The sequence below is a fragment of the Paraburkholderia sp. SUR17 genome (assembly GCF_029536165.1).
In the GTDB taxonomy this organism is placed as follows: Bacteria; Pseudomonadota; Gammaproteobacteria; order Burkholderiales; family Burkholderiaceae; genus Paraburkholderia; species Paraburkholderia kururiensis.
Genome location: NZ_CP120509.1, coordinates 2,987,711 through 3,001,812, shown reverse-complemented (window position 1 = coordinate 3,001,812; position 14,102 = coordinate 2,987,711). Strand labels below are relative to the sequence as shown.

At 64.4% G+C, this 14,102-nt stretch carries 15 protein-coding genes; 6 read left to right on the top strand and 9 right to left on the bottom strand.

The annotated features are described in order from the left end of the window. Positions 1-18: 18 nt before the first annotated feature. The gene (atpD, locus tag P2869_RS30640; protein WP_233425691.1) at positions 19-1,434 is read right to left on the bottom strand and encodes a F0F1 ATP synthase subunit beta; all 1,416 of its coding nucleotides are present in this window, start codon (positions 1,432-1,434) and stop codon (positions 19-21) included. 234 nt (positions 1,435-1,668) lie between these two features. Continuing rightward, positions 1,669-2,229: an Mpo1-like protein gene (locus tag P2869_RS30635; protein WP_277598963.1), complete on the bottom strand. Its 561-nt coding sequence runs from the start codon at positions 2,227-2,229 to the stop codon at positions 1,669-1,671. Between the two features lie 87 nt (positions 2,230-2,316). Here P2869_RS30635 and P2869_RS30630 point away from each other — a divergent pair, with 87 nt between their 5' ends. Beyond that, positions 2,317-3,096 carry a Crp/Fnr family transcriptional regulator gene (locus tag P2869_RS30630; RefSeq protein WP_277598962.1) on the top strand — a complete coding sequence of 260 codons (780 nt, stop codon included), beginning with the start codon at positions 2,317-2,319 and terminating at the stop codon, positions 3,094-3,096. 71 nt (positions 3,097-3,167) lie between these two features. Here the strand turns inward: P2869_RS30630 and P2869_RS30625 are convergent, their stop codons facing one another. The 4 genes from P2869_RS30625 to P2869_RS30610 all read right to left on the bottom strand — a co-directional run bounded on the left by P2869_RS30625 (position 3,168) and on the right by P2869_RS30610 (position 5,837). Continuing rightward, complete coding sequence (locus tag P2869_RS30625; RefSeq protein WP_126875488.1) at positions 3,168-3,551, bottom strand: hypothetical protein; 384 nt, start codon at positions 3,549-3,551, stop codon at positions 3,168-3,170. A gap of 160 nt (positions 3,552-3,711) precedes the next feature. Next, a complete protein-coding gene (locus P2869_RS30620) occupies positions 3,712-3,972 on the bottom strand; it encodes a hypothetical protein (protein ID WP_126875487.1) in 261 nt (86 codons plus the stop codon). Beyond that, the gene (locus P2869_RS30615; RefSeq protein WP_277598961.1) at positions 3,965-4,729 is read right to left on the bottom strand and encodes a DNA/RNA non-specific endonuclease; all 765 of its coding nucleotides are present in this window, start codon (positions 4,727-4,729) and stop codon (positions 3,965-3,967) included. Before P2869_RS30615 ends, P2869_RS30620 begins: the two co-directional genes overlap by 8 nt. Before the next feature lie 133 nt (positions 4,730-4,862). Continuing rightward, positions 4,863-5,837, bottom strand: a complete 975-nt coding sequence (locus tag P2869_RS30610) for a helix-turn-helix domain-containing protein (RefSeq protein WP_199540600.1) — start codon at positions 5,835-5,837, stop codon at positions 4,863-4,865. Between the two features lie 103 nt (positions 5,838-5,940). On the opposite strand from P2869_RS30610, the gene P2869_RS30605 reads away from it, so the two are divergent. Then, positions 5,941-7,197, top strand: coding sequence for a DUF1479 domain-containing protein (locus P2869_RS30605; RefSeq protein WP_277598960.1), 1,257 nt, complete (start codon positions 5,941-5,943; stop codon positions 7,195-7,197). Between the two features lie 150 nt (positions 7,198-7,347). On the opposite strand, the gene P2869_RS30600 is transcribed toward P2869_RS30605, so the two are convergent. After that, positions 7,348-7,707 (bottom strand): DUF3564 domain-containing protein, encoded by a 360-nt coding sequence (locus P2869_RS30600; protein WP_126875484.1) that lies wholly within the window; start codon positions 7,705-7,707, stop codon positions 7,348-7,350. Positions 7,708-7,983: 276 nt separating this feature from the next. Here P2869_RS30600 and P2869_RS30595 point away from each other — a divergent pair, with 276 nt between their 5' ends. The 3 genes from P2869_RS30595 (at position 7,984) to P2869_RS30585 (ending at position 10,521) form a co-directional block, all read left to right on the top strand. Beyond that, complete coding sequence (locus tag P2869_RS30595) at positions 7,984-8,406, top strand: rubrerythrin family protein (protein WP_017774084.1); 423 nt, start codon at positions 7,984-7,986, stop codon at positions 8,404-8,406. A gap of 154 nt (positions 8,407-8,560) precedes the next feature. Further along, a complete protein-coding gene (locus P2869_RS30590; protein ID WP_277598959.1) occupies positions 8,561-9,901 on the top strand; it encodes a heterodisulfide reductase-related iron-sulfur binding cluster in 1,341 nt (446 codons plus the stop codon). Positions 9,902-9,939: 38 nt separating this feature from the next. Continuing rightward, a complete protein-coding gene (locus P2869_RS30585; RefSeq protein WP_017774082.1) occupies positions 9,940-10,521 on the top strand; it encodes a DUF3501 family protein in 582 nt (193 codons plus the stop codon). 9 nt (positions 10,522-10,530) lie between these two features. Here the strand turns inward: P2869_RS30585 and P2869_RS30580 are convergent, their stop codons facing one another. Continuing rightward, the gene (locus P2869_RS30580) at positions 10,531-10,998 is read right to left on the bottom strand and encodes a GNAT family N-acetyltransferase (RefSeq protein WP_017774081.1); all 468 of its coding nucleotides are present in this window, start codon (positions 10,996-10,998) and stop codon (positions 10,531-10,533) included. Between the two features lie 489 nt (positions 10,999-11,487). Here P2869_RS30580 and P2869_RS30575 point away from each other — a divergent pair, with 489 nt between their 5' ends. Then, complete coding sequence (locus tag P2869_RS30575) at positions 11,488-12,948, top strand: PLP-dependent aminotransferase family protein (protein WP_277598958.1); 1,461 nt, start codon at positions 11,488-11,490, stop codon at positions 12,946-12,948. 38 nt (positions 12,949-12,986) lie between these two features. On the opposite strand, the gene P2869_RS30570 is transcribed toward P2869_RS30575, so the two are convergent. After that, positions 12,987-14,084, bottom strand: a complete 1,098-nt coding sequence (locus tag P2869_RS30570) for an FAD-dependent oxidoreductase (RefSeq protein ID WP_277598957.1) — start codon at positions 14,082-14,084, stop codon at positions 12,987-12,989. Positions 14,085-14,102 lie beyond the last annotated feature (18 nt).

The window sequence follows — 14,102 nt, the reverse complement described above, 5'->3', positions numbered from 1 at the left end:
CGGTGTTCATGGCGGTGCTCATGACGCGGCCTGTCGAGTCTGTGGAGACGGTGTGCTTGCGGCGGCGCGTGCTTCCTTTTCACGCGCTTCTTCGAGCGTGCCCACCATGTAGAACGAGCTTTCCTGCCACGTGTCACAGTCGCCCGCGAGAATCGCCTTGCAGCCGGCAATCGTGTCCGCAATCGGCACGGAGCGGCCGGGCTGGCCCGTGAAGGCCTCGGTCACGGCGAAAGGCTGGGTGAGAAAGCGTTGCAGCCGGCGCGCGCGCTGCACGCGTACGCGGTCTTCCGCGCCCAGTTCTTCAATGCCGAGCAGCGCGATCACGTCCTGCAACTCGCGATGATGTTCGATGATCCGCCGCACTTCCGTCGCCACCGCGGCGTGCTCCTCGCCCACCACAAGCGGATCGAGCAGGATGGACGACGACGCGATGGGATCGATGGCCGGGTACATGCCCTCGGCGGCCATGGCACGCGAGAGCACGACCATGCTGTCCACGTGGGCTGCGATGGTGGTAACGGCGGGGTCGGTGAAGTCGTCGGCGGGCACGTAGACGGCTTCGATCGCGGTGACGGATACATTGCCCACGGAGACGATGCGCTCCTGCAACGCGGCCACTTCACTTGCGAGCGTGGGCTGATAGCCCACGCGCGACGGCATGCGCCCGAGCAGGCCCGACACTTCGGCGCCGGCCTGCACGAAGCGAAACACGTTGTCCATCAGCAGCAGGACGTTCTGGTGATGCTCGTCGCGAAAATATTCAGCGATGGTGAGCGCCGTGAGCGGCACGCGCCAGCGCGCGCCGGGCGGCTCGTTCATCTGGCCGTAGACCAGCACGGTGCGCGGCAACACGCCGGAGGTGCGCATATCGAGCAGCATCTCGTGCCCTTCGCGCGAACGCTCGCCCACGCCCGCGAACACGGAGATGCCCTGGTACTGCTCGACCATCGCGTGAATCAGCTCCATCACGAGCACGGTCTTGCCCACGCCCGCGCCGCCAAACATCGCGGCCTTGCCGCCTTGCGCGAGCGGCGCGAGCAGATCGATGACCTTGATGCCGGTGGTGAAGAGGCGCGGCGCGCCAGATTGTGCGGCCAGCGGCGGCGCGTTGCGATGAATGGGACGGCGTGGCGTGTCGGCACCGGGGCGCTCGCCGCCGTCGCGCGTTTCGCCGAGCACGTCGACAAGACGGCCCAGCACGGCATCGCCCACGGGCACTTCGATGGGGCCGCCTTGCGTTCGAACTTCGGCACCGCGCTTCAGGCCCGAGGTGGATTGCAGCGCGAGCGCCCGAACCGCACTGCCGTTCAAATGCGCCTGGACTTCCGCGATGACGGGCTCGGCGCCGCCTGTGTCGATGGAAAGCGCGGAGTCGATAGGCGGCAGCGCTTCAGCGGGGAACGCGACGTCGATCACCGCGCCGCGCACGGCCAGTACACGGCCTGTGGCGGCGGCTGCGTTGACGGTGGGTTCGTCGGACTGCGCTGCAACTGTATTGGATTCGACCGGCACGAAGCTGCCTCGCGAAGACGTCAGGGAATGCTCTGACGATAGCCGCGGTGCCGCCTGGCCGGCTGATCTTCATCAAAGATTGCAGGGGCGCTGCCGACTGAACCGTCTGGCGCCGCTTTCAGTTGCCTTGCCGCGTTGAGCTTCAGCGCTGCCCGTTCAGTGCCCGTGGCGAGCGGCCTGCCCGCGCGGCGGGTTGATGCGCGTGGGGCCGACCCGGGCTTCGATGTCGGCTTGCAGCGAAGGGCGCCATCCGAAGCCGAACAGCGCTTCGGCCAGCACGAACAGGGGACCGATCAAGAGGCCGATCACGTCGTCAGCGAAAGCCGGCTTGCGATGTTCGTAAGCAACGTGGCCGACGAACTGGAAGATCCAGCCCACCACGAAGAGACCGGCACCGACCGCGAGCCACACAAGCATGGTCTGCTGGGCGACCCACTGCCCGAAGGCGACGCATACAACAGAGAACACGGCCATCATCACGCCGAGCGGCACGTCGAGCACGAGGTAATAGAGCGTGGCCGCCCCGAACAGGGCCCACGCGGGGGACACCGTCATCGGCAGAACGCCGAGGTTCGATGCGGGCCGCGCGAGCAGAACGGCGAGCGCGACCACGATCATGGGAATGCCCACGAAGTGGGTCGCAATATTGCGGCGGTCGCGATGGTAGGCGGCGTATTGGGCGAGTTGCGGGGCGAGTTGCTGGGTCAGCGTCTTCACGGGTGTCTCCCTTATGTGCAAGTTCGCTATGATCCCGGGCAGTCATGCAACAGACCTTCGGGTAGCCGACATTTCAGCGCATCTGCCATGAACTTGCCTACCGATTCGAATGATCCCTCGAATGCGTCCACGCCGAACCAGGCGCTTGCTACGGCGCTCGGGCGCAGCCTGTGGTTCCGCTCGGCGCCACAGGCGTTGCAGTCGGCGCTGCTCGCCGCGGGGCGCGAGGTGCGTTTGCTCGCGGGCGAGCGGCTTTTCATGCGCGGCGACGCGGACAGTGGTCTGTATTGCGTGATCGACGGGCTCGTGCGGATCGGCGCGGCGAGCTTCGCGGGGAAAGAAGCGTTGCTTGCCGCGATCGAGCCCGTGAACTGGTTCGGCGAGATCGCGCTGTTCGACGACCGTGCCCGCACGCACGATGCCTACGCCGAGCGCGATTCGACGCTCTTTCATGTGCCTCGCACCGCGTTGCTTGCGCTGCTCGAGGCAACGCCTGCGTGGTGGCATACGTTCGGTTTGCTGCTCACGCAGAAACTGCGCCTCGCCTTTGAAGCCATAGAAGAAGCGGCGCTGTTGCCCGCGGCCCAGCGCGTGGCGCGGCGATTGATGCTGATGGCAGGCGGCTTCGACAACACACAAGCCGAGACTGCGCAGCCCACGCGTATCCTCAAGGTGCCGCAGGAAGACCTGGCCATGATGCTCGCGCTCTCGCGGCAGACCATCAACCAGATTCTTCGTCAGTTCGAGATGCAGGGTGCGTTGAAGCTGCGCTACGCAGAGATTGAAATCGTGGACGCGAAAAAGCTTGCGGCCCTTGCCGACGTGACCGGATCAGACGGGACCGAATCGAAAAAAGGGCGAGCCTGAGCCCGCCCTTCCAACGCCGCAATGGTCTCGTGCTGCAACCGTGTGGCGCATGCTACATACAACTGTCGTTGTTATTCCGTAGCGTTGGTCTTCGTATCGCCACCGGCCTTGGCCGTTGCGCCGGCCTGCACGTTGGCCGATGTACCTTCCGCGGCCGGCTCGGTGGTCTTGCTGGTCTTCTCTTCGACCTTCGCCTTGGTCGCGTGAACCTTCTTCGCTGCGACCTTCTTCACTGCGTGAGCCTTCTTCGTGACGTTCTTGCCTGCTTCGCTGGTCTTTTCTTCGACCTTGGCGGCACCGTCTTGCGCCGTGGTCTTCACGTCGGAAGCCGCTTGCGTGAGGGACGGCGTGGCCTTCAGGTTCGCCTGGGCGCCCGCCGATACGGGCGCGGAAGCTTGTGCGAAAGCGGTCGAAACGAGCAGGGCGGATGCGAGCGCAGCGAAAATCGTCTTCATACTTGACTCCTTTTGTTGGCAGCTGAAAAAGGTCAGCGCTGCCCATTCAACGCAAGCGTGGACACGCAAGTTGACCCTCATGCAGTGACAAAACGTAAGCGAGGCAAGCATTCGTTTCGTAGCGAAAGCGCACGGCTCCAGCAATAAACAGGGATCCTGCCTATTTGAACGGGTTGTTGACCACGCCCGGTTTCGCATCGGGCTCGTCGCCGATCTTTTCCGGCAAGTCCGATTGCGCCTGCAGTGTCTCCACCACGCTATCGAGCGCCTGTTTCAATGCGAGCGCTGCTTTGAGGCCGCGCTTGTCACGCGTAATTTCCAGCGTGCCCGACACCACGACGCGCGTCGTGCCGTTCTCTACCGTGAGTGCGTCGCCTTGAACGTTGAGCACGTCGTCGTCGTTTGCGTATGCCTTAAACACCTTTGAGTCCTCCCGGACGTTGGTCCTTCAGATTCTCCGGAATGCCAGGAAACCGGATGCCGCTCGCCGCTTCAATGTCATGTACGGAGCGAATCTCGTAGCGGTTCGTTGCCACGTTCTGCGTCACGATGGCGAAGGCCATGTCGCGCGACGGCAGGTACACCACCTTGAACAACTCGGTGGGCACGAAGACGCGCGACGGGCCAATGGTCTGCAACTGCGCGCCTGTGAAGAGCGGACCTGTGACGACGTACGCTTCGCCATAGCGGCTCGCGAGCTTGCGCACCGTCGATTCGATGCGCGCCCACAGCCGTTCGTTGTTCTGCCGGTTCTGCGGCACGATGTTGGCGAGCGAAAACGATTCTGCCATTGCCTGCGGATTCCAGCGGTTGCCGGCGGGGCTCATGTGACCGCGGTCGAAGCCGCTGCGCTTATAGTCGGCAAGCGTGGCGCCTTCGCCGGCAGGCAGGCGGTCGTCTTCGAAGAAGCGGTTGGTGCGCGTCATGTCCTGCGCGTCGGCAATGTGCTCGCGCGTGAGATGTTCGGCGGACCAGAGCGGCCCGTGCGTGATACCGGAGTGCAGCACGACGAAATCCGAGTAGCACAAGAGCCGTGCTCTGGGCTCCATCTTCGGATTGGTGAGGCGCGGGAACTGACCTTCGGGAACGAACTGCGTGCAGGGTGAGGACGAAGCGGAGGGCGAGGCAGCGGCGTGAGCCGCAATGGAGAGCAGCAGGCAGGCGAGCAGCTTCTTCATGAGTGGCAGTATCGATGAACGGGGCCGCAAGTATAACGGCGATCATCGGCTGCGCAGCGCGCTGAAACGGTCTGTTTCGTTTGCATTCGGCGAGGCGCTGGAACGGCTCTTCGACATGCCCGCGCATCGCTGTTCAGGCGCGCTTCGTCGCACCTGGTCGCGACTTGCGCCGTTGCAACGACGGCGAGCGTTCGGTGAGATCGACTGTCGCTGCAGCCGCTGTTTTGCCGCTCGCAAATTGACTGCGCCACGAGGCGGGCGTGGTGCCCTTCATCGATTTGAACTGGCGGTTGAAGTGAGAGACGTTGGGAAAACCCGAGCGCAACGCAATGACCGAAACGGGCAGCGACGTGTCGGCGAGCATGCGGGCCGCGTGTCCGATTCGCACGCGCGTGACGTAGCGGCCCACGCTCTCGCCCAGGTGCTGCACGAACCAGCGGTTGAGCGACCGCTCCGAGAGGCTGGCCGCCGTGCTCAATTCGCCGAGCCGCAACGGCTCGGCGAATCTTGCGTCGATCAATGCGAGCACACGATTAATGCGTTCGGGCTCGTGGCCGCTTGGTGTGCCTGGCCGACCGGAGGTTTGCGACGACGCAAACGCATGCGGTGACGCGAGCGGCTCGCCATCGGCATCCGCAAGCAAACAGAGCACGTCGAGCGTAGCGGCGAGGCGTGTGCGCGCATCAGTCGAAAGCAACGCATCGAGGCGTTCACGCATGGCGGCGGCAGCGTTGCTCGCGAAGGCGAGGCCGCTTGCCGAGCGACGCAGCAGGCGACGCAAGGGCTCGTATTCGCGGCAGCAGTCGGCCATGCGCCGCGCCCAGTCGCCGTCGAACCAGATCACGATGGCGACCTGCGGCAGCGAGGCATTGATGGACCGATTCGACGCCCACGTATGCGGCAGATCCGGCGGCACGAGCACGAGGTCGTCTGCGCCGTATTCGCTCACGCTGTCGCCGATGTAGCGCTTGCCGCGGCTGTTCATCGTGAGCGTCAGCTCGTACTCGGGATGGTGGTGCCATTCGAAGGGAATCTTCGGCAGGCGCCGGTGATAGACCCGAATCGAACAATGCTCGCCGAAATCCACGCGTTCGTAGGCCGGTTTCATGTCTGAATCCGCAAAGTCATTGGCCGGATCGTATCACTGCCCGCGCCGTGCGACGCCTATGCTCGTCGCACCCATCTCAACGAGATTCATGAAGGAGACAACCATGACGTCCCTGACGACGCCCCTGAGCATCGACGACCTGCCGGCCGCCATCCGCGCAGCCAAACGCGAATTGAAGGTGGCGCTGCCCAACTACCGCGAGGTGTTCGCCGAGGTGGAGGCGGAAATGATCCGCGAGGCAAACGCAATCGAGGTCCAACGTGCGGCCGGCCAGGCCGTGATTCCCGAGATCGATTTCGCGGACATTGCCGCGGGCCGCGTGCGCGACGAGCAGATCGCGCGCGTGAAGTCGCGCGGCGCGTGCGTGATTCGAGGTGTGTTCGACGCCAGGCTCGTCGAGCAATGGGACGACGAGATCGCGCAGTACGTGGAGCGCAACCGTCTGGACGAGCGCCTGCAACATCGAGCCGAAGACTGCTATTTCGGCAACCTCGCGTCGAGCAAGCCGCAGATTTACGGCGTCTATTGGTCGAAGCCGCAGGTCATGGCGCGGCAGTCGCCGGCGCTCACCACGGCGCGCGTGTTCCTGAACCGGCTATGGCGCGCGCAAAGCGAAGGGCGCGTGCATTTCGATCCCGAACGCGTTCCCGTTTATGCCGACCGGCTGCGGCGCCGGCCGCCGGGCTCGGAATCGCTGGGGCTTTCCGCGCATTGCGATGGCGGGTCTGTCGAGCGCTGGATCGAGAGTAATTTCCGCAAGGTCTATCGGCACGTGTTCGATGGAAACTGGCGCCGTTACGACCCCTTCGATGGCGCGTACCGCACGGAGGTACGCGAAGTGCCGTCGCCTGCGGTGTGCTCGATGTTCCGCACCTTTCAGGGCTGGACCGCGCTCACGCAGCAGGGTCCCGGCGACGGTACGCTGCAACTGGTGCCTATCGCAAACGCGATGGTCTACATCTTGTTGCGCGCACTCCAGGACGACGTAGCCGACGACGATTTGTGCGGTGCAATGCCGGGCCGCGCGCTCTCGATCAAGCCCGAATGGCACGCACCGCTGTTCCGGGCGCTGTCGTCCATCCCGCTCATGCAACCGGGCGATGCGGTGTTCTGGCACAGCGACGTGGTGCACGCCGTGGAAGACGCGCATCGCGGCAAGGGCTACAGCAACGTTATGTACATTGCGTCCGCGCCGGCCTGCGCGAAGAACGACGCGTACCTGAAGCGCCAGTTGCCTGCCTTCATGAAGGGCGAGAGCCCGCCCGACTTTCCGGCCGACCATTTCGAAACCGACTTCGTGGGACGCGCGACGCTGGACGACCTCACGACGCTGGGCAAGGCGCAAATGGGCGTGGAGTGACAGCGCAAAAAAAGGGCCGCCTTGCGGCGGCCTGAATGCGTGGACTACGGCGCCACTCTAAGCGGCCAGACTTAAGAAGCGCTTAAGGTACGCGTTTTCCCCGACGCACAGGCGTCGCAAAAAAACGGGAGGGCAACCGCAAGAGGAAGACTAATCGCCAAAGATCCGGTGTTCGGCCAGCACGTGCTGCCGGTCTACCGCTTGCAGCCGCCAGTAGCCTGTCATCTGCGCACGCGCGCCGGCCGACGACCACGCGGCGTCGCCCTGTGTGGCGCTGATGCGTTGCTTGCGGTCCACGTGCAGCCCGCGCAGCGTGCACAGCGGTTCTGCAACGCTCGGGGCGCACAGTGCAGTGACGTCGCCGGCGTCACGCAACTCGCCCCATTCGGGAAGATCGATCCCTTGATGTGATTCGCGCGACCACCGGTGCTCGTCGGTGTCGAGCCATAGCACAGCGTAGTCGTGATTAACGGTCGGATCGGAACCGTTGATCAGAATGGTCAGGCGCATGGCAGTTCCGTGCGAGGGAGGAAAGGCAGTGAGACTTACCAGTCTATGACAGCGAAAGCGTTATTCAAGGCTGCGGCGACGGCGCTTGTTGCTGCGCTACAGCACACACGACTGAGCGACGTGAGCGTGCAAATGGTGTTCCAGCTATCGGCGGGATTGAAAAACACAATTGGGAACGCGAGGCGCAACTTCTAGATTAAAAGGCACGGTGCGCAAAAGCGCCTGTTCGTGGCGAGCCGCGCGCCGTCCCCCAATACAGACTGGAAGGAGGCACAGATGGCACAGCTCAAGGGCTCGAAGACGGAGGACAACCTGAAGCAGGCGTTTGCCGGGGAATCGCAGGCGAACCGCCGCTACCTGTATTTCGCAGCGAAGGCCGACGTTGAAGGCCAGAACGACGTGGCCGCCTTGTTCCGGTCCACGGCGGAGGGCGAAACCGGCCACGCGCACGGCCATCTCGAATATCTGGAAGCGGTGGGCGACCCGGCGACGGGGCTGCCCTTCGGCTCGTCGCGGCTGAACCTGCAGTCCGCCATTGCGGGCGAAACGCACGAATACACCGACATGTATCCCGGCATGGCGAAGACCGCGCGCGAAGAAGGCTTCGACGAAATCGCGAACTGGTTCGAAACGCTCGCGAAGGCCGAACGCAGTCACGCCAACCGCTACGCGAAGGCGCTCGAAGCGCTCGCGGACTGAGACCGCAAGGCGCCGCGCATATTGCATGGCAGAACGACTGCGGCCACGCCTCGTCCGTGCTCTTTGCGAGCGGACGAGGCGCCGTTGCGCGCGCTGAACGCACGCGAGGCGGCGCACGAAAACACGAGCCTCCATAACTAGAACAGGAGACGTCATGCCCCACAAGGAAGGCAGCCTTGAAGCGCCGACGCGTCATCCGCTCGACTGGCGAAACGAGGCGTTCTACGACGAGGCGCTGCTCGACAAGGAACTGGCGCGCGTATTCGACATATGCGCCGGGTGCCGCCGCTGCGTATCGCTGTGCGGCGCCTTTCCGACGCTGTTCGATCTGGTGGACGCCACAGACGCAGGCGAGGCACACGATGTCGATCCGAAATCGTTCGGCAGCGTGGTCGACCAGTGCTACCTGTGCGACCTCTGCTACATGACGAAGTGCCCCTACGTGCCGCCGCATCAATGGAACGTGGATTTTCCGCACCTGATGCTGCGCGCCAAGGCCATTGCGTACCGGCGCGGCGAAGTGAAGCTGCGCGACAAGGTACTCTCCAACACCGATGCACTCGGGCACTTCGCCGGCATTCCCATCGTGACGCAAGCCGTGAACGCGGTGAACCACACGCCGGCTGCGCGCGGTGTCATGGAAGAGGCGCTGGGCGTGGATCGCAAAGCCTGGCTGCCCGACTTCGCGCCGCGCAAGTTCCGCAGCGCCGCACGCCCCGCCACGGCGACGCGCGTGCAGGACGGCGAACGCACGCCGGGCAAGGTGGCCATCTACGCGACCTGCTACATCAATTTCAACGAGCCGGGCATTGGCCACGATCTGCTCGCCGTGCTCGATCACAACGAGATTCCGTACGTGCTGGTATCCAGCGAAGCATGCTGCGGCATGCCGTTGCTCGAACAGGGCAACCTGGAAGGCGTGGCCGCGAAGAAGGACAAGAACATGCCGGTGCTCGCGAAATACGCGCGCGAAGGCTATGCGCTGATGGGCGCCATTCCGAGCTGCGTGCTCATGTACAAGCACGAGTTGCCGCTGATGTTCCCCGGCGAAGAAGACGTGCTCGCTGTAAGCGAAGCGTTCTGGGATCCGTTCGAGTACTTCGTCTCACGCCATCGCGACGGGCTGCTCAAGACGGACTTCAAGACGCCGCTCGGCAAGGTCTCGTATCACGTGCCTTGCCATGGCCGCGTGCAGAACATCGGCCGCAAGACGTTCGACATGCTCGCGCTCGTGCCCGATACGAAGGTAGACGTCGTGGAGCGCTGCTCGGGGCATGCGGGCACGTTCGGTGTGAAGAAGGAGTTTCACGCGATGTCCATGAAGATCGGCACGCCCGTCTTCAGGGCGATGGCGCAGCCCGAGACCGACTACATCGCGTCCGACTGCGCGCTCGCCGGACATCACATCGCGCAGGGTATCGAGGAAAACAGCCTGCCGGACAAGGCGCAGCTTGCGCATCCGCTCACGCTGCTGCGTCGGGCGTACGGAATCTGAGCGCGCTCACCATTCACGTTCGACACAGAGGGCATTCGATGACTATTGCAAGAGAGTCGCTCCTGACGCTGGAGGCCTACGCGAAGGTGCGCCACGCGATGCGCGGCGACGTGATCGAGCACAAGAAGCGCCGCACTGTCACGCTGGGCAATCACCTCACGTTCCTGTTCGAAGACGAGTTCACCATTCGCTACCAGATTCAGGAAATGCTGCACATCGAGAAGATTTTCGATGAGGACGGCATTCAAGGCGAGCTCGATGCCTACGTTCCGCTCGTGCCGGATGGCAGCAACCTCAAGGCGACCTTGCAGATCGAGTACGAGAACGAGATAGAACGCCGCGCCGCACTGGCGCGGCTGATCGGCGTAGAAGACCACGTGTTTCTTCAGGTGGGCGACGAGCCGCCCGTCTACGCGATCGCAGACGAAGACCTGGAACGCGAGAACGCCGAGAAAACGTCGGCGGTGCATTTCGTGCGCTTCGAATTGAGCGAGGCGTTGAAGGCACGCCTCAAGGCCGGCGCGCCGCTCAAGATCGGCTGCGATCATTCGAACTACCGCGTGCCCACGCAGACCATCGGACCTCCGGTGCGCGATTCGCTTCTGGCCGACCTTGCCTGAGCGCTCGCGTTAGAGGTCTTTGCGGTACATGACGAAGCCGGGCTTCTCGGCGACGCTGTCGTAGAGGCGCATGGCCGTGTGGTTCGTTTCGTGCGTGTGCCAGTACACGCGTGCTGAGCCGCCTGCTTTCGCGGCGTCGTACACCGCGAGAATCAGCGCGCGGCCTACGCCCTTGCCGCGCTCGCTTTCCAGCGTGAACAGATCCTGCAAGTAGCAGACCGGACCCAGCATCGTCGTGCTGCGGTGGAAGAGGTAATGGACGAGGCCGAGCAGGCGGCCGTCGCGCTCCGCCACGAATGCATGCATGGGCTCGTAGCCATCGAAGAAGCGCAGCCACGTTGCGCGCGTAATTTCGCTGGAAAGCGCGGTCTTGCCGTGGCGTCCGTAAAAGCGGTTGTAGCCGTCCCAGAGCGGCAACCACGCTTCGAAGTCTTGCGGGACGACGGGGCGGACGGTGAGGGCTTCAGTCAAGATCATCTCTCCTGGAATGGTTCGTTGTGTGTGGGGCGGGTGTCACTGCGCGGCCGTGCATTGCGCGAGGGCGGCGAGTCTTTGTTCGCTGCTCGCGTTGTCTGTCGTCCTTTCTTTCTTCCGAAGGGTTGCGTCAGCCTGCTGTTGCTCGTGTTCGACGTCGCTCACGCAGGCCGCGAAGTTCGCTTGCGCCGTTTCGACAGGCTTCACAGCGTAGTAGCCCGTCGCTGCTGTCGCGGCGATAGCGGCGCTCACCGTGAGCATCGCGAGGCCACGCGGGCGCGTCTGCCGCTCGCCGCGCCGCAAAGGGGTGGGCTTCCGTGTGCGCCCAGCGCTCTGGGCGTATGTCTCGCGATGAGTTGCCATGCACTGTGCCTCGCCGGGTTGAACGCGTCGCAGCGAAAAAAGAAGAAGCGCCATCGACCTGACTCAGCTTAAAAAAATCGTGGCACCATTGTTAGTCCCACATGGACGGAAAAATCTGGAGCCACAGGCGTGGACTACGCTTTGTTGATGTCGAACTTCGCGCGGCAGGCGGGCCGCAAGCTCACGCAGCAAGACCTGCTGTATGAAAGCCTGCGCAAGGCGATTCTGGATGGCGACATCGGGCGCGGCACGCAGCTCGTGTCCACGCGCGCACTCGCGGAGCAGCTCGGCATTGCGCGCAACTCGGTGCTGTACGCCTACGAGCGGCTCAACGAAGAGGGTTTCATTACAGCGAGCCGTCATGGCTCGTGGGTGAATCGCGTGGGCGCGGCCAACCCTGTGCTGCCGGCCGACCGTAACGACGCAAAGGGCGCGGGGCTATCGCGACGCGTGCTGGCCTTGCCGCCAAGACGTAGCGCCCGTGGGGCGAGCAGCGGCTTTCGGCTCGGCGTACCGGCGCTCGACGAATTTCCGCTCGCGCAATGGCGCGTCGCGCTGGACCGCGCGTGGCGCTACACCGACGCACGCGATCTGGGCTACGGCGATAGCGCCGGCCACCCGGCGCTGCGCCGTGCCATTGCGCAGTACGTGCGCGTTTCGCGGGGCGTGCGCTGCACGGCCGAACAGGTGTTCGTGACAGACGGTACGCAGACCAGTCTCGATCTCTGTGCCCGCATGCTGGCCGATGTGGGCGACAGCGTATGGATCGAGAACCCCGGCTACAACGGCGCGCGCGTCGCGTTTCTCTCGGCTGGGCTCGAACTCGTGCCCATACCCGTGGACGCAGCCGGCATGGCCAGCACGCCCGACGACTGGCAGCGCACGCCGCCGCGTCTCGTCTATTTGACGCCGTCGCATCAATATCCGCTGGGTAGCGTGTTGAGCCTTGAACGGCGCAGCGCGCTCATCGAGCAAGCGCGTGCAAACAGCGCCTGGATCATCGAGGACGACTACGACAGCGAGTTACGCCACAGCGGCCCGCCGTTACCGTCTATTCAAGGCCTGGTTGCCGACGCGCCCGTGGTCTATCTGGGCACGTTCAGCAAGACCATGTTTCCCGCGCTGCGCATCGCCTTCATGGTGGTGCCGCCATGGCTTGCCGCGGACGCGGCCGTGGCGCTTGGCTCGCTCGCGCGCCAAGGGCGCGTGGCGGATCAGCTCGCGCTGGCGGATTTCATCGAAAGCGGCCGGTATGCGCGGCATTTGCGGCGCATGCGGCGCGTCTATCAGCAACGGCGCGCGGTGCTGGTCGAGGCGATGGGCCGGCATATGGCCGGGCTCGTGACGGTGTCCGCGGATGCGGGCGGCATGCACCTGAGCGTGCGACTGGATGCGCCCGTGAACGACGTTGCCGTGAGCGACGCCGCACGCGAGCAGGGGCTGCTTGTTTCGCCGCTCAGCATTTTTTGCCTTCGCGCGGAGGATGCCGCCCGCTACAACGGCTTTTTGCTCGGCTACGCGGAGATCGCGCCGCAGCGCGCGGATGCGCTCGTTGCCCGACTCGCCGACATCATTCGCCGTTTGATGTGAGCTCGAGGCGCGACGCCGCGCCCCGTCTGCGAGACGCGCTATTCGGCGCGCAGCCAGCGCAGCAGCGAAGCGGTGTCGCCGCTGCCTACTGCACGGGCCACGCGCTTTCCAATGGCTGCGCCGAATTTGTACGCGTGGCCCGAGCACGCGGATACCACGAGCGCGCGGCCAATCTGCTCCGCGAAGAAGCGCGTGTCCGCGGTGAACGTGTAGACGCAGGTGCGCACGTTCGTGATCGCGTATTCGTCGATGCGTGCAAGCGGCGGTGAAAAAAGGCTGCGCACCGCCTGGCCTTCGTCAGGCAACGGCTCGCGATTCGTGTCGGCATCGGGATTCACGGTCTTGTGCGAACTCGCTCCGAATTTGAGCCCCAGCGTGCCCACCGGCGGCAGCACGTAGCCGCTCGAGGCGCCGCCAATGTCCACAATGGCCGGCGCCTTGCGCCATGCGGGCTCCAGGTCGGCGGGCGGCTGCACGTAGACCACGACGTTGCGCCACGTCGTCAACGTGCGGACAAGCGAGGGGAAGAGCCGCGTGACCCATCCGCCAGCGGCCACGACGAGGCGGTCTGCCTTGAGCGTGCTGCCGTCGTCGAGCTGGACGGAAGCACTGGCCGGATCGACGGAAAGCGCACGCGTCTGCGTGCGAATTTCCACACCGCGCTTCGTAAGCCACGCAGAGAGATCGCGCGCGATGCCTTCGCACAGCAGCGCGCCGCCTTCGCGGTCGAGCCATGCGTGACGAAACGTGGAGGCATCGAGAAACGGATAAAGACTCGCGGCCTCGTGTGCGCTCAACGCTTCATAGCGAAAGCCGACGCGGTCGAGTCCTGCACGGAACAACTCGGCGTCGTCGCCCACGTGCTGCGAAATGCCCAGCACGCCGCGCCTGGCATAGTGCGAGACACCCAGGTCGTTCCAGAGCGCATCCCACGCTTCGAATGCTTCGTTGATGTTGCGCGCGTAGCCGTCGGCGCTGCCGTACGCGCGACGGATCATGCGGTGCTGATCGCCGGATGCGCCAAGCTTGTTCGGAATCGATCCCTGCTCGACGAGCGTGACGCTGTGGCCGGCTTTCGAGAGTGCCCAGGCGCTGGTGAGGCCGGTAATGCCTGCCCCGAGAACGGTGACTTGCATGGCTGCTCCTTGCTGAAG

What these genes read in the sequence shown, in the direction of transcription:
- P2869_RS30630 (WP_277598962.1), top strand. Translation starts at nt 2,317, where the DNA reads ATGAACTTGCCTACCGATTCGAATGATCCCTCGAATGCGTCCACGCCG.
- P2869_RS30625 (WP_126875488.1), bottom strand. Translation starts at nt 3,551, where the DNA reads ATGAAGACGATTTTCGCTGCGCTCGCATCCGCCCTGCTCGTTTCGACC.
- P2869_RS30615 (WP_277598961.1), bottom strand. Translation starts at nt 4,729, where the DNA reads ATGAAGAAGCTGCTCGCCTGCCTGCTGCTCTCCATTGCGGCTCACGCC.
- P2869_RS30610 (WP_199540600.1), bottom strand. Translation starts at nt 5,837, where the DNA reads ATGAAACCGGCCTACGAACGCGTGGATTTCGGCGAGCATTGTTCGATT.
- P2869_RS30605 (WP_277598960.1), top strand. Translation starts at nt 5,941, where the DNA reads ATGACGTCCCTGACGACGCCCCTGAGCATCGACGACCTGCCGGCCGCC.
- P2869_RS30600 (WP_126875484.1), bottom strand. Translation starts at nt 7,707, where the DNA reads ATGCGCCTGACCATTCTGATCAACGGTTCCGATCCGACCGTTAATCAC.
- P2869_RS30595 (WP_017774084.1), top strand. Translation starts at nt 7,984, where the DNA reads ATGGCACAGCTCAAGGGCTCGAAGACGGAGGACAACCTGAAGCAGGCG.
- P2869_RS30590 (WP_277598959.1), top strand. Translation starts at nt 8,561, where the DNA reads ATGCCCCACAAGGAAGGCAGCCTTGAAGCGCCGACGCGTCATCCGCTC.
- P2869_RS30585 (WP_017774082.1), top strand. Translation starts at nt 9,940, where the DNA reads ATGACTATTGCAAGAGAGTCGCTCCTGACGCTGGAGGCCTACGCGAAG.
- P2869_RS30580 (WP_017774081.1), bottom strand. Translation starts at nt 10,998, where the DNA reads ATGATCTTGACTGAAGCCCTCACCGTCCGCCCCGTCGTCCCGCAAGAC.
- P2869_RS30570 (WP_277598957.1), bottom strand. Translation starts at nt 14,084, where the DNA reads ATGCAAGTCACCGTTCTCGGGGCAGGCATTACCGGCCTCACCAGCGCC.